Annotated in this window: 18 protein-coding genes; 12 read left to right on the top strand and 6 right to left on the bottom strand. The window is 66.0% G+C overall.

Translation table 11 applies throughout. The annotated features are described in order from the left end of the window. Positions 1-98: 98 nt before the first annotated feature. Both rlmB and K3M67_RS00950 read left to right on the top strand, forming a co-directional pair. Positions 99-839: a 23S rRNA (guanosine(2251)-2'-O)-methyltransferase RlmB gene (gene rlmB, locus K3M67_RS00955; RefSeq protein ID WP_066864040.1), complete on the top strand. Its 741-nt coding sequence runs from the start codon at positions 99-101 to the stop codon at positions 837-839. Positions 840-872: 33 nt separating this feature from the next. Further along, positions 873-1619: a hypothetical protein gene (locus K3M67_RS00950; RefSeq protein WP_285832030.1), complete on the top strand. Its 747-nt coding sequence runs from the start codon at positions 873-875 to the stop codon at positions 1617-1619. Between the two features lie 80 nt (positions 1620-1699). Here the strand turns inward: K3M67_RS00950 and K3M67_RS00945 are convergent, their stop codons facing one another. Then, positions 1700-2017, bottom strand: coding sequence for a 2Fe-2S iron-sulfur cluster-binding family protein (locus K3M67_RS00945; RefSeq protein ID WP_066864047.1), 318 nt, complete (start codon positions 2015-2017; stop codon positions 1700-1702). 76 nt (positions 2018-2093) lie between these two features. On the opposite strand from K3M67_RS00945, the gene K3M67_RS00940 reads away from it, so the two are divergent. Genes K3M67_RS00940 through K3M67_RS00930 form a run of 3 tightly spaced genes read left to right on the top strand, consistent with a single transcriptional unit; the run spans position 2094 to position 3466 of the window. Then, positions 2094-2711, top strand: a complete 618-nt coding sequence (locus K3M67_RS00940; RefSeq protein WP_066864050.1) for a DNA-3-methyladenine glycosylase family protein — start codon at positions 2094-2096, stop codon at positions 2709-2711. Between the two features lie 2 nt (positions 2712-2713). Then, the gene (locus K3M67_RS00935; RefSeq protein WP_066864053.1) at positions 2714-2932 is read left to right on the top strand and encodes a DUF2188 domain-containing protein; all 219 of its coding nucleotides are present in this window, start codon (positions 2714-2716) and stop codon (positions 2930-2932) included. 51 nt (positions 2933-2983) lie between these two features. Beyond that, positions 2984-3466: a response regulator gene (locus K3M67_RS00930; RefSeq protein ID WP_084439256.1), complete on the top strand. Its 483-nt coding sequence runs from the start codon at positions 2984-2986 to the stop codon at positions 3464-3466. Here K3M67_RS00930 and K3M67_RS00925 read toward each other — a convergent pair. Both K3M67_RS00925 and murA read right to left on the bottom strand, forming a co-directional pair. Further along, complete coding sequence (locus tag K3M67_RS00925) at positions 3414-4940, bottom strand: sensor histidine kinase (RefSeq protein WP_285832029.1); 1527 nt, start codon at positions 4938-4940, stop codon at positions 3414-3416. The genes K3M67_RS00930 and K3M67_RS00925 overlap by 53 nt on opposite strands. After that, positions 4933-6216 (bottom strand): UDP-N-acetylglucosamine 1-carboxyvinyltransferase, encoded by a 1284-nt coding sequence (gene murA / locus K3M67_RS00920; RefSeq protein ID WP_066864059.1) that lies wholly within the window; start codon positions 6214-6216, stop codon positions 4933-4935. Before murA ends, K3M67_RS00925 begins: the two co-directional genes overlap by 8 nt. A gap of 199 nt (positions 6217-6415) precedes the next feature. On the opposite strand from murA, the gene K3M67_RS00915 reads away from it, so the two are divergent. Next, on the top strand, positions 6416-7150 hold the full coding sequence (locus K3M67_RS00915) for a Crp/Fnr family transcriptional regulator (protein WP_066864062.1): 735 nt from the start codon (positions 6416-6418) through the stop codon (positions 7148-7150). A 22-nt stretch (positions 7151-7172) separates the two neighbouring features. Here K3M67_RS00915 and K3M67_RS00910 read toward each other — a convergent pair whose 3' ends face one another. Together K3M67_RS00910 and K3M67_RS00905 are read right to left on the bottom strand one after the other, a co-directional pair. Continuing rightward, the gene (locus K3M67_RS00910) at positions 7173-7442 is read right to left on the bottom strand and encodes a hypothetical protein (RefSeq protein ID WP_285832028.1); all 270 of its coding nucleotides are present in this window, start codon (positions 7440-7442) and stop codon (positions 7173-7175) included. After that, positions 7439-8005: an HNH endonuclease gene (locus K3M67_RS00905; protein WP_285832963.1), complete on the bottom strand. Its 567-nt coding sequence runs from the start codon at positions 8003-8005 to the stop codon at positions 7439-7441. Before K3M67_RS00905 ends, K3M67_RS00910 begins: the two co-directional genes overlap by 4 nt. Positions 8006-8101: 96 nt before the next feature. Between K3M67_RS00905 and gluQRS the strand changes: the two genes are divergently transcribed. From gluQRS to egtD, 6 genes are all read left to right on the top strand, one after another. Then, a complete protein-coding gene (gene gluQRS / locus K3M67_RS00900) occupies positions 8102-9019 on the top strand; it encodes a tRNA glutamyl-Q(34) synthetase GluQRS (RefSeq protein WP_285832027.1) in 918 nt (305 codons plus the stop codon). Between the two features lie 10 nt (positions 9020-9029). Beyond that, positions 9030-9266, top strand: coding sequence for a twin transmembrane helix small protein (locus K3M67_RS00895; RefSeq protein ID WP_066864066.1), 237 nt, complete (start codon positions 9030-9032; stop codon positions 9264-9266). Between the two features lie 99 nt (positions 9267-9365). Further along, complete coding sequence (locus tag K3M67_RS00890; RefSeq protein ID WP_285832026.1) at positions 9366-9935, top strand: cob(I)yrinic acid a,c-diamide adenosyltransferase; 570 nt, start codon at positions 9366-9368, stop codon at positions 9933-9935. A gap of 127 nt (positions 9936-10062) precedes the next feature. Then, positions 10063-10917, top strand: a complete 855-nt coding sequence (locus K3M67_RS00885; protein ID WP_285832025.1) for a GGDEF domain-containing protein — start codon at positions 10063-10065, stop codon at positions 10915-10917. Positions 10918-11002: 85 nt separating this feature from the next. Further along, entirely contained in the window at positions 11003-12271 is a 1269-nt protein-coding gene (egtB, locus tag K3M67_RS00880; protein WP_285832024.1) for an ergothioneine biosynthesis protein EgtB, read from the top strand. Positions 12272-12275: 4 nt separating this feature from the next. Beyond that, positions 12276-13235: an L-histidine N(alpha)-methyltransferase gene (gene egtD, locus K3M67_RS00875; protein ID WP_285832023.1), complete on the top strand. Its 960-nt coding sequence runs from the start codon at positions 12276-12278 to the stop codon at positions 13233-13235. Between the two features lie 101 nt (positions 13236-13336). On the opposite strand, the gene K3M67_RS00870 is transcribed toward egtD, so the two are convergent. After that, complete coding sequence (locus K3M67_RS00870; protein ID WP_285832022.1) at positions 13337-13657, bottom strand: hypothetical protein; 321 nt, start codon at positions 13655-13657, stop codon at positions 13337-13339. Positions 13658-13701: the final 44 nt, after the last annotated feature.

Genomic DNA, 13701 nt, shown 5'->3' with positions numbered 1-13701 from the left:
TGCGCAGTGAAGAATTTGCGTTCCCCGCCGCGCTGGAGGCGGCTCAATGGCGAAAGGAGGCTTGCCTGTCAATGGGGTGATGTGAAAAGAGCGCGAACATGAAAAAAGGTCATCGCTCCGCCAAGCCCAAGGGCGCCTTCCCGCGCTTCTATGGACGCCACGCCGTCATCGCGGCGCTCGCCAACCCGAACCGCACCGTGCGCAAGATCTGGGGGACGCGCGAGGCGCTGAACCAGCTCGATCTGCCGCCGGTGCTGCCGATCGTCTATTCCGACGTCGCCGACATGGGGCGGATGGTGCCGTCCGACGCGCCGCATCAGGGTATCGTCGCCGAAGTCGAGCCGCTGGACGATGTCTGGCTGGGCGAAATCCTGGAAGAAGGACAGGATGACAAGCGACCGATCCTGGTGCTGGACCAGGTGACGGACCCGCATAATGTCGGCGCGATCCTGCGCTCCGCCGCCGCGTTCGACGCGCTCTGCATCGTGACTCAGGACCGGCACGCGCCGCCCGAATCGGGCGTCCTGGCGCGCGCGGCGTCCGGCGCGCTGGAAATCGTGCCCTGGGTCCGCGTCGTGAACCTCGCTCGCGCGCTCGATGAGATCGCCGAAGCGGGTTACTGGCGAATCGGGCTGGATGGCGATTCGGACACGCATCTGAGCGAAGCGATCGGTGAATCGCGCGTGGCGCTGGTGCTGGGAGCCGAGGGCGAAGGGCTGCGCCACAACAGCATGGCGCATTGCGACATTATCGCTAAGCTGCCGATCAGCCCGCGCATGGAGAGCCTGAACGTCTCGAACGCCGCGGCCATCGCCCTCTACGCCGCGACCAACCGGTAACGGCCTGAGCGGGCCAAGGGGGGAGCTTCGCCAATGAATCGCCTGTATCGCATTGCCGGGGCGCTGTGCGGCCTGCTCGCCCTGTCGGCCTGCCTCGTGACGCCGGGCAAGTTCGAATCGAGCCTGGACATCCGCGCCGACCGCAGCTTCACCTTCGCCTACAAGGGCGAGATACTGGCGTCGGACATGGGCAAGGAGGCGCTGACGGGCGGTTCGACATCCTCGGACGAGGACGCGCCCGAGGGCGAGGTCGAAAATGCCCCGACCCTGTTGCCGATCGCGGCGCAGGATGAGGATTTCAGCGACAAGACGGGGAATGGCGCCAAGGGCGACGAGGCGCAGATGCAGGCGGTGGCCGCCGCGCTGTCCAGGGAAAAGGGCTTCCGTTCCGCCCGCTATGTCGGGAATCACAAGTTCGAGATCGATTATGCGATCACTGGCAGGCTGACCCACGCTTTCCTCTTCCCCTTCAACATCGACGCGCAGATCGTACTGCCCTTCGTCGCGGTGGAGATGCGGGGCGAGGACCGGGTGCGGGTGAAGGCGCCGGGATTCGCCAACGGCTTCGACAAAAGCCAGGGACCGGGCGGCATGGGCGGCGCGGGCGACGAAGCGGCCAAGGCGCTCGACGGCCGCTTCACGCTCACCACCGACGCCGAGATCGTCAGCCAGAATCAGGAGGAAGGGGCCCAGTCGACACCCCAGGGCAAGCGGATCGTCTGGACCATCACGCCGCTGACCGGCGAAGCGCCCGCAGCCACGCTGCGAGTGCGGCCCTGATGTGACGGGCGACGCCGGACGACGCACCGGCCTGGCCCCGGACGGGCGCACGGACCGGTGCGGCTATCTTGAAAAAGGACTCAGTCTTCCGGCGCGATGGTGACGCGCAGACCGTCCAGCGCGTCGCTCAGCACCAGCTGGCAGGACAGGCGGCTGCTGTCGTTGCGATGGTCTGAGCTGTCGAGCAGGTCGTTCTCGTCCTCCGTCATCGCGGGCAGCGCGTCGGCGAAGGCGGGGTCGACATAGATGTGGCAGGTCGCGCAGGAGCAGCAGCCGCCGCACAGGGCCAGCAGTTCGTCAAAGCCGTTGTCGCGGATGACTTCCATCACCGACAGGCCATTGTCGCCATCGACAGCCTGTTCCTCACCCGCACGGTTGACCACGATCAGTTTCGGCATCTATCCAGTCCCCTCGAATTTTCTCCGCCGCTCTGACGGAGAGACGCGGGGAAATCAAGGGCTGGACGGAAACACCATGGTCATGACCGCAGATCAGCTCCGCACCAGCCTGGACGCGATCGCCGCGCTGGAGCCGGGATTCGTCGCCGCGATCGCGCGGGTGGGCTACCCCCAGCCGCGCGTCCGCCAGCCAGGTTATGAAACGCTGCTGCGTACCATCGTCGGCCAGCAGGTCAGCGTGGCGGCGGCGGCGGCGGTGTGGCGCAAGCTGGAGGCGGAACTGGGCGATGGCTGCGCCCCGCAAGAGCTGCTGGCGCGCGATTTCGATGCGCTGCGGGCGTGTGGCCTGTCACGGCAGAAGCAGGGCTATGCCCGGAGCCTCGCCGAACTGGTGCTGTCGGGCGCGCTCGACCTGCACGCGCTGCCGCAGGATGACGAGGAGGCGATCGCGCAGTTGGTGCGGATCAAGGGGATCGGGCGCTGGTCGGCGGAAATCTACCTGCTGTTCGCCGAAGGACGGCCCGACATATGGCCGGCGGGCGACCTGGCAGTGCAGATCGAGGTGGGGCGCATATTGGGCCTGCCCGAACGGCCGAGCGAAAAACTGACTCGCCAGGTCGCCGAAGCCTGGCGCCCGCATCGCGGCGCCGCCGCGATCATGGCCTGGCACCATTATAATACCGAGGTTCTGTAATCATGCCCCTGCCCCATGCCCGTTACATCGTCGTCGCCCATGAGGGCGCGTGGAAGATCAACCTGGACAATAAATATTACGGCCCCTTCCCGACCCAGGCGGAAGCGGTCGACAGCGCAACCGGCACGGCGAAGAAGGCGGCCGAGGCGGGCTATCCCGCCTCCGTGCTGCTGATGCAGGGGACCGTATTCGAGACGATGTGGACCAGCGTCGCCGAATGACCTGTTCTTTGGGGCAGGTTATCCCCTATTTTTGTGCAGTGCGGGAACCGAATGGCGGCTGCGGCTTTTATCGCCTCCAGGTTTCACGGGCTTAAAGGCATGAGCAAGAAGGTTCTGATCGTAGAAGACGAGATTTTCGTCGCGCTGGAAATCGAGCAGATCGTCGAGGACGCCGGTTTCGATGTCGGGGCGATCGCGGCCGATCGCGCGGCAGCGCTGGAATCGGCCGCTTCGTGCGACATTGCGCTGGTCGACCTCAATCTGCGCGACGGGCCGACCGGCCCGCAGATCGGGATGGAACTGGCCAGCCGTCACGGCATCCGCGTAATCTATGTGACGGCCAATCCCTCTCAGATCGGAGAGGCGTCGGTGGCGGCTCTGGGCGTCATCACCAAGCCTTTCCGCCCGCACAGCATTTCCGCGGCGCTGAAGCTGGCGGCGGCCGACGAGCCGGCGCTGCACGACGCCGACATTGCCGGCTTTACGCCCTTCCCGCCGCCCGGCTCATGGAACGGGATGGAATCCAGAGGCTGATTCGCAGGCCGTCGGGCTGCCAGTCACGGGTCATGCGACCGCCCAGCTGCCGCTCGACGCTGAGCGTCATCAACCGGCTGCCGAACCCCTCGCCCCCCGTCGGGGAGACGACCGGCCCGCCTTCTTCCCGCCAGTCGATGCGGACGTCATCGCCTTCCATCGCGACGTGGAGATGGATGCGGCCGTCCGCGACCGACAGGGCGCCATATTTAGCGGCATTGGTCGCCAGTTCGTGGAACAGCAGAGCAAGCGGCGTCGCGGAACGATCGTCAATGCGCGGGTCTTCGCCCGACAACTGGATGCGCGCGCCATCGGCACTGCGATAGGGCGCGAAAATCTGATCGAGAATGCCCCATAAATGCCCCTCGCCCGCGCCCAGTTGCGGTGCGGATTCGGCGCTGTGGGGACGGACGAAATCATGGGCGCGACCCAGCGCCAGGATGCGGTCGCGCAGATCCTGCGCCACGTCCGCAATTTCGGGATGCTGGCGCGCGGACAGGCCGATGAGGCCTGCGATCACCGAAAAGATATTCTTGATCCGGTGCGAGAGTTCATGCGCGATCATCTCGCGCTCTTCCATCATCAGCTTCTGTTCGTGAATTTCGGTGCAGGTGCCGATCCAGCGCGTGATCGCACCGTTCGCATCCCGAATCGGCAGAGCCCGTCCCAGCGTCCAGCGATAATCCCCGCCGCGATGACGCAGGCGATATTCGATCTCATAAGGTTCGCCGGTGGCAAGGCTGTGGCGCCATCTTTCCCACGCGATCGGCTGGTCGTCGGGATGGAACATGCCGTTCCAGGCCTCGCCATCGGTCGACCCCACGGGCACACCGGTATATTCATACCAGCGCGCGTTGTAATAATCATGATAGCCGTCGGGCAGCGTCGACCAGACCATCTGCGGCATGGTGTCGGCCAGGGTGCGGAACATGCGGTCGCTATCGGCGACGGCCACCGCATCCTGCCGCTGCTGCCGGATGATGTCGCGATCCCGGCGGCGCCCTTCCAGCTCCACCATCACCTGGCGGGCCAGCAGGGCCAGCCCCTGCCTCTGAAGCGGGGTGAGGTCGGGACGCGGATCAGTGTCGATCACGCAGAGCGCGCCGAGCGGTTCGCCATCGTCGTCCACCAGCGGGGCGCCGGCATAGAAGCGGATATGGGGGGAGCCGGTGACGAGCGCATTTTCGGCGAAGCGCGGATCTGCGCTCGCATCGGGCACGACGAAGATATCGTCCCCCAGCATGGCGAGCGCACAGAAGGACACATCGCGGGGAGTTTCCTCGGCATCGAGGCCAGTCCGGGCCAGGAAACGCTGGCGCACATCCTCCACGATGCTGACGAGCGCGATCGGCGCATCGCACAGCTGCGCCGCGAAGGCGGTGATGTCGTCCAGGGTGCGAAAGCCGCCGGTGTCGAGATCATAGAGCGCCAGCAGCGCCCCGCGATCCGTCGCCAGCCCGCGCCCCTCAGCCATCACCGACCCGTTCGATGTCGGCGCCGACGGCCGACAGCTTTTCTTCCAGCCGTTCATAGCCGCGATCGAGATGATAGACGCGATTGACCTGCGTCTCGCCCTCTGCCGCCAGGCCGGCGAGGATGAGGCTCATCGAGGCGCGCAGGTCGGTCGCCATCACCGGCGCGCCGACCAGCTTCGATACGCCGCGAACCACCGCCGTGCGGCCGTTGACGGCAATATCCGCGCCCATGCGCGCCAGTTCGGGAACGTGCATGTAGCGATTTTCGAAGATCGTCTCGGTCAGCACCGACGCGCCGTCGGCCAGCGTCAGCATCGCCATGAACTGCGCCTGCATGTCGGTCGGGAAGGCCGGGAAAGGCGCGGTCGACAGCGTCAGGGGCTTGAGCCTGCCGTCGGAGGAAACGCGGATGCCGTCGCGATGGACATCGACCTGGACACCTGCATCGCGCAGGGCGGCAAGGATCGCGTGCATGTCGTCGGCATTGGCGCCTATCAGATCGAGCGAGCCGCCGGTAATCGCAGCGGCGCAGGCATAGCTGCCCGCCTCGATCCGGTCCGGCATCACGCTGTACGTCGCGCCATGCAGCCGGTCGCGGCCATGGACGATCAGCTTGTCGCTGCCGATCCCCTCGATATCCGCGCCCATCGCGACCAGTAATTTGCACAGGTCGACGATTTCCGGTTCGCGGGCGGCATTTTCGAGGGTGCATGTGCCCTTCGCCAGAACGGCGGCCATCAGCGCATTTTCCGTGGCGCCCACCGACACCACCGGGAAAGTGTAGATGCCGCCCGGCAGGCCGCCGTCCGGCGCGCTGGCGCGGACATAGCCGGCGGTGAGCTCGATCTTCGCGCCGAAGGCTTCGAGCGCCTTCAGGTGCAGGTCGATCGGACGGTTGCCGATGGCGCAGCCCCCCGGCAGCGACACCCGCGCCTCGCCCGCGCGGGCGAGCAGCGGGCCGAGCACCAGGATTGAGGCGCGCATCTTGCGCACGATGTCATAGGGCGCCTCGGTCGAGGTGACGCGCCCCGCGCGCATCGTCATGACGCGGCCGAAATCCTCCGGCCGGGCGCCTTCGATCATGGTCGACACGCCCAACTGGTTCAGAAGATGGCCGAAACTGTCAACGTCGGCGAGGCGCGGCAGGTTGCGCAGCGTCACCGGCTCGTCGGTCAGCAAGGCGCAGGGCAGCAGCGTCAGAGCCGCGTTCTTGGCGCCGGAAATGGGAAGGCGGCCGCTCAATGCTTTGCCGCCGCGAATATCAATGCGGTCCATCGGACAGGGTTAATAGCGGCAAACGCGCGGCGCGCAAGGCGGCTGAGCGGCCATGTCCCGCCCGCCCGCCGAACCGATGAAACAATATTGCCATGCTTCGCCCGAGATTGATCGAGTTTAGTGCAGAAGCTGAAAATGCAGCCAAAAGGCGCCTGGGGCGTTTTGCCATCGTAACGAGAAACTTTGAGAAGAAGGTGTATTGGTGGCAACAAGTTGTTTCGCGGAAAGACTGACACGCCATGTGCCGTTGTCCGACGCGGAAAAGACGGCATTGGCGAAGTTGGAGGAAAATCCCCGCAAGGTGAAGCGCGGCGCGATGATTCAGCGCGTCAACGACACCGTGACGGAGTTGTTCGTGCTGCGCGAAGGCCGGGTGATGAGCTTCGTCATCCTGCCTGACGGCAGCCGGCAGATATTGCGGGTCTACTTCCCCGGCGATTTCATAGGATCGGCGAGCACGATCTACAGTCGCGCGCCCGAATCCCTGGTCGCGCTGTCCGATGCGGTCATCTGTCCGTTCGACAAACATGCTCTGCGGCGGCTGCTGGAAGAATATCCGCGCGTCGCCGCGCTGCTGTTCCTGCTGTCCAACGCCGAGCGGGTGGCGATGACCGACCGGCTCGCCTCGCTGGGGCGGACATCGGCCAAGGCGCGGGTCGCCGCCTTCCTGCTCGACATGTTCGACCGGCTGCGCGTAACCGACGACCGCATCACCGACAGTTTCGACCTGAAGCTGACCCAGGAGGAAATCGGCGATTCGATCGGCCTGACATCCGTCCATGTGAACCGGATGATCCGGCAGATGGAGCAGGAGGGGTTGATCAGCCGGTCGAACGGCCGCATCACCCTGCTCGACCTGGAGCGGCTGGAGGATATCGGCCATTATACCAACCGGCACAAGGACATGGATCTGGACTGGTTGCCCGTCGGCTGAAGCCGGGCGGAGGGGCTTTGACCTATTTCGTCGGCTCGCGGGCGACAGGGGCGAAGCAGCGTTCGCAGCGGCGCCAGCAGGTGACGCCGGGCATGACCAGGGCCGGTTGCAGGCCGCGTTCGGGATAGAGGCCCATCAGGATGGCGGGCGACACCCCCTCCGGCGCGGCGCGGCTGTGGCACATCAAGCAGTAGCGGACATATTTGGCGCGGGTAAGACCGCTATGATCGGCCTGCGCCTGCGCCACGCCGGGAAGGATGAGGAGCAGCGCGAGCACCCACCGCGCGATCACGCCAGCAGCTCGACATCCCAGTAGAGCCAGTCATGCCAGCTTTCATGCAGATAGCCGGGCGGGAAGGCGCGGCCATGATCCAGCAATTGCCAGCTGGTCGGCCGGATCGGCTGGACATGTAGTTGCATCCCCGCCTCCCTGGGTGTGCGGCCGCCCTTCTTGAGGTTGCACGGCGAACAGGCGGTGGCGACATTTTCCCATGTCGTTCGTCCGCCCGCGCGGCGCGGCACGACATGGTCGAAGGTCAGGTCGCTGGTCTTGCCGCAATATTGGCAGGCGAACTTGTCACGCAGGAACAGGTTGAAGCGGGTGAAGGCGGGATGTTCGGAGGGCTTCACATATTGTTTGAGCGCGATGACCGACGGGATCTTCATTTGCAGGCTGGGGCTGTGAACCTCTCGCTCGTAGCTGGCGATGATGTCCACCCGATCCAAAAAAACCGCCTTGATGGCGGTTTGCCAGGGCCAGAGGCTCAAGGGATAATAGCTGAGCGGCGTGTAGTCAGCGTTCAGCACCAGCGCCGGACAGTTTTCCGGGTGTCGTATCAGGTCGGGATGGTACATAGAAAAACCTTCTACCCCCTTGCCGACGCTGCTGATCCACCAGCAACGTGACATCCGCATGACAGCATTAACGAATATCATCCGTCAAGAGCCTGTATGACCGAGCCTGCCGCCCCACAGCATATGGTGACTCGCTTCGCGCCAAGCCCCACCGGTCGACTGCATGTCGGCCATGGCTGGTCCGCGCTGCTGGCCATGGACATGGCGCGCGCGGCGGGTGGGCAATTCCGGCTGCGGATCGAGGACATCGACGGCACCCGCAGCCGCCCGGAGCATGTGGCCGGCATCGTGGAGGATCTGCGCTGGCTGGGGGTGGCATGGGACGGAGAGATCGTCTTCCAGTCGCAGCGGCTGGATCGCTATGCGGCCGCGCTCGACCAGCTACGCGGCTTAGGGCTCCTCTATCCCTGTTTCTGCACCCGCGCCGATATCCAGGCGAGCCTGACCGCGCCCCACGGACCGGAGGGGCCGGTCTATCCGGGGACATGCCGGGCGCTGAGCGCGGCGGAACGGGCGCAGCGGATCGCGGCGGGGGAAGCCCATGCCTGGCGGATCGACATGGGCAAGGCGGCTGCGCGGGTGGAGACCCTGAAATGGGCCGCCCTCTCCTTTTCCGAAGGACAAAGGGCTTCGACAGGCTCAGTCCGAACGGAAATCGTAGTCGACGGCCTCGCCCATGGCGATGTGGTGCTGGCGCGCAAGGATGCGCCGGCGAGCTATCATCTGTCCTGCACGCTGGACGATGCCGCGATGGGCGTGACCCATGTCCTGCGGGGCGATGACCTGCGCGGGGCCACCGACATCCACCGGTTGCTCCAGGCGCTGCTCGACCTCCCCTCCCCGGCCTATATCCACCACCCGCTGCTGGTCGGGCCGGACGGCCGGCGGCTCGCCAAGCGGGACGGCTCGATCGGGCTGGCCGAACTGCGCGCGCAGGGGATGGCTGCGGAGCGCCTGGCCGATGATCTGCGCGCCGGGCGCTTTCCCATTGGCATCGCGCTCGCAAGCGCCTAGCATCGGCTCCATGCAGACAATCCTCGTCATCGCCCTGATCCTGGCCATGATCGCAACGCTGGTCGCTTTGGTCCGGGGCATCATCGCCTTCCTCCAGACGACCAAGGAAGACCTGAACCGGCCCGAAGGCAGCGGCCCCAGCCCCGCCCGGCTGAAGCAGAACAAGATGATGATGAACCGCATCCTGTTCCAGGCGGCAGCGATCATCATCGTCGCGATCCTGCTGATGGCCAAGGGCAATGGCTGAGGCATCCGGCTCCAGGGGCTGACTCAAATCCGTTCAGGCGAACGGACCAGAGCCATCCGGTCGAGCGCAGGGCATTTTTACGGGGCTGGCGGTAACAGCATGGTCAAGCTGAACAAGATCTACACCCGCACGGGTGATGCCGGCACGACCGGGCTCGTCGACGGGTCGCGCCTGCCCAAGCACGCGCCGCGGATGCAGGCGGTGGGTGACGTGGACGAGGCGAACAGCGCCATCGGCCTCGCCATCATCGCCATGGGCGCGCGGCCGGAGACGCGCTGGCTGACCACCATCCAGAACGACCTGTTCGACCTGGGCGCAGACCTGGCGACACCGATCCCCGATGGCGCCGACGAACCATGGGCGCTGCGCATCATCGCCACCCAGGTGACGCGGCTGGAGGAGGAGATCGACGGGATGAACGCCGACCTCGCTCCACTCGACAGCTTCATCCTGCCCGGCGGATCGCAGGCGGCCGCCGCCGTCCATCTGGCCCGCGCGATCACCCGACGGGCCGAGCGCAGCGCCACCGCCGCGGCGGACGAGGTCGCGATCAACCCGCAGGCGATCGCCTATCTCAACCGCCTGTCCGACCTGCTGTTCGTGATGGCACGGCGGCTGAACGACAATGGCGCCGCCGACGTCAAATGGGTGCCGGGCGCGTCGCGCTGAACCGGCGCATTTCGACTCTCCCGCCGCACGATCCAGCCTGAAGCCCGCCGTTAACCCTGTTTCTTCACCCCCCGTTTAGGCACGAGCCCGGAAACGGTTTGCGGTCGCACCATAAAGGGGGAAAGACGTGCAATTCTACCTCGCCACATCCTTCATCTTTCCGCGCTCGCTTCGCCTGCGCCTGTTCGCGCTGTGCTTCGTGGCGACGCACATGCCGTTGCTGGGCTATCTGGCCTGGGGCTTTTCAACCGGCCGGATCGCGCTGGCCGAGTTCGTGCTGCTGACGCTGGCGACGGTCGCGGGCACGGCGGTGGCCCTGCTGGGCATTGGCGCGATGCTCAATCCGATCCAGGCGCTGGCCGAGACGCTGAATCGCGGCGACCGCGCGCCCGCCGCCCTGCCCGAGGTGGGCGACGTGATCCAGACGCTCTATGCCGGGGTCCAGCGCGCCGCCAGCGCCACCCAGGCGCGGATCGACGACCTGCACAATGCCGCGCATGAGGACATGCTGACCGGCGTCGCCAACCGGCGCGGATTCCTGAGCCAGATCGACCGTTTGCCGATCGAGCGGCGCAAGGGCTGTGTCGCGCTGATCGACATCGACTATTTCAAGCGGGTCAACGACCAGCTGGGCCATGACGAGGGCGACCGGGTGCTGGGCGCCTTCGCCGCGCGCCTGACCGCCCAGTTGCGCCGCATCGACATCGTCGCGCGCTGGGGCGGCGAGGAGTTCGCCATCTTCTTCCAGGACAGCATCGAGGATGAGGTCAGCTGGTCGCTGGCGCGGGTCGCCAGCCGGATGCGCAGCGACCCCATCGGCCTGGTGAACGGCCGGCCGATCAGCTTTTCCGCCGGCATCTGCCGATGGAAGGGCGACGAGCTGGAGGAGGCGCTGCGCCGCGCCGACGAGGCGCTGTACGAGGCGAAGCAGGGCGGCCGTGACCGCATCTGCCGCGCCGCCCCGCTGTTGCAGGAGGTGTGAACTTAGGGGCAGGCCGGAACCCCCGGCCCGTTCATGCGCTTATTTCCGGTGAGAGAACGGTGCGACCGTATCGGAAAGGGCAGCCATGGCCAGAAGCTGGACAGACGCCCGGCAGGATGATCTGGAAGAGCGCTACCGCGCGGTGCGGGCGCTCAGCGAGGCGCTGACTGCACCTCTCTCTGACGGCGACGCGACAGTCCAGTCGATGCCCGATGCGTCTCCGGCCAAATGGCATCTGGCGCATGTCAGCTGGTTTTTCGAGACCTTCGTCCTGCGCGACCATGTCGCCGGGTACCAGCCGTTCGATCCGCGCTACGCCTTCCTCTTCAACAGCTATTACGAGGCGGAGGGCGCGCGCCATGCCCGGCCGTTGCGGGGCATGTTGACGCGGCCGTCGCTGGCGGAGGTGCGCGCCTATCGCGCCCATGTCGACGCGGCGCTGATCGGCGCGCTGGGGATGCTGCCACAGCCCGCGCGCGCGCTGGTGACGCTGGGCCTGCATCATGAGCAGCAGCATCAGGAATTGCTGCTGACCGACCTGCTCCATCTCTTCTCGCTCAACCCGCTGGAGCCGGCCCTGTTCGAGGCGCCAAGCGCAGCGCCCGTCCATCTGCCCGGCCCGCTCCACTGGATCGAGGGTCGGCAGGGGCTCGTCGAGATCGGCGAAGACGGCCGTGCCGGCTTCGCCTTCGATTGCGAAGGGCCGCGACACAAGGCGCTGCTCCATCCCCATGCGCTGGCGCACCGCCCCATAACCAATGGCGAATGGATCGCCTTCATCGAGGATGGCGGCTATCGCACGGCGACGCACTGGCTGTCGGACGGCTGGGCCTGGGTACAAGCGGAAGGAATCGCGGCGCCGCTCTATTGGAAGCGGGGCGAACAGGGCTGGACCCGCTTCGGCCTCGACGGACGGCAACCGGTCAATCCCGCCGCGCCCGTGACGCATATCAGCCTGTATGAGGCGGACGCCTATGCCAGCTGGGCGGGCGCGCGGCTGCCGACCGAGGCGGAATGGGAAAGCGCGGCGCAGAATATCCCCGCGGTGAGCGGTAACCAGCTGGACGGCGCCGCCTGCCCTCGCCCCCGCCCGGCGGAGGACAAGGCTGCGCTGACGCAGATGTTCGGCGACATATGGGAATGGACCGGCAGCGCCTACCGCCCCCATCCCCGGTTCCGCGCGGCGCCCGGCGCGGTCGGCGAATATAATGGCAAGTTCATGTCCGGCCAGTTCGTGCTGAAGGGCGGCAGTTGCGCCACGCCGCGCGGCCATGTGCGGGCCAGCTACCGCAATTTCTTCTACCCCCACCAACGCTGGCAGTTCACCGGGCTGCGGCTGGCGAAGGATCTCTAGACCGATGTTCCTGACAGACGAAGCGCCGATGCGCGCGCGCGCCATCGACCCCGCCTTTCGCCATGACATATTGGACGGGCTTTCGCGCAATCCCAAGGCGACACCGCCCCTCTGGTTCTACGATCGGCGAGGATCGGAACTGTTCGAGGCGATTACCGACCTGCCGGAATATTATCCGACGCGAACCGAGACCGCGCTGCTCCAGGCCCATGGCCCGGACTTCGCGGCGGCGGTCGGCCAGGGGCGCGCGGTGGTGGAGTTCGGCGCGGGCAGCGCGCGCAAGACGCCGCATCTGCTGCGCGCGATCGTTCCGGCCGCCTATGTCCCGATCGACATCAGCGGCGACTTCCTGCACGCGAGCAGCGCGGCGCTGGCGCAGGCTTTCCCCGACCTGCCGGTGCTGCCGCTGGTGGGCGATTTCAACCGGCCGCTGGACCTGCCGGCGGCGATCGAGGGGTTGCCGCGCCTGGGCTTCTTCCCCGGCTCCACCATCGGCAACATGGAGCCGGACGCGGCGGTCGACCTGCTGCGGGCGATGCGCCGGCTGCTGGGCAATGACGCCATGCTGCTGATCGGCATGGACCGGATCAAGGATCGCGACCGGCTGGTCGCCGCCTATGACGATGCGGCAGGCGTGACGGCGGCGTTCAACCTGAACCTGATAGAAAGGATCAACCGCGAACTGGAAGGCGACCTGCCGATCGACGGCTTTGCCCATCGCGCGATCTGGAATGACCAGAAGGCGCGGATCGAAATGCATCTGGAGGCGGTGCGATCGCTCCACTTCCATGTCGCGGGCCAATGTTTCCGCATGGCACCGGGCGAGACCATCCATACCGAGAGCAGCCACAAATATGGCCCGCGCGACGAAAGGCTGCTGCTGCGCGCGGGTGGATGGGAGCCGGTGCGCGAGTGGACCGACGAGGACGGCCTGTTTACGCTGGTGCTGGCGGAGGCAGGGTGAAGCGGTCGGTCCGGGAGCGACCACTTGTTGTCGTTCGCTACCACCATCGCGTGTGCCGGTAGCGGACTGTTGTTCAGCGAGGCGGCAGAGCGCCTGCTGGTTCAGCTATGGTCATATTCTGCTCGTTCATCCAGCCAGCAGTCGTCACCGTTCAGGTTCGCCCGCATCCAAGCATCAAACTCATCGAAGGTGACCCCATGGGGATAAAGTGGCACGCCCTTGGCTAACGCTTGCCTTTCATGATCCGCCAGTGCTTGATGAAAGGCCCAAAGGGCTAACTGCCGCCAGTCGTCATCCAGCGAGAACGCGCCCTCATTTTTTCGGTATATGTCGTATGTCGCGTTGGCGTTGTCAGACACCTGCACAACTTCTGGCCAAAGAACCTTCGTGGTCTCGAACAGCGCGATTTTGTCGATGGTCATCCGGCGCTCCTCGTTGCAATGGCAGCTTTCATGCCATCCGCGTC

This window comes from Sphingobium sp. V4, from assembly GCF_029590555.1.
Taxonomy (GTDB): Bacteria; Pseudomonadota; Alphaproteobacteria; order Sphingomonadales; family Sphingomonadaceae; genus Sphingobium.
Note: the sequence above shows the minus strand (reverse complement) of the source record. Positions and strands in the feature narration are given on the sequence as shown.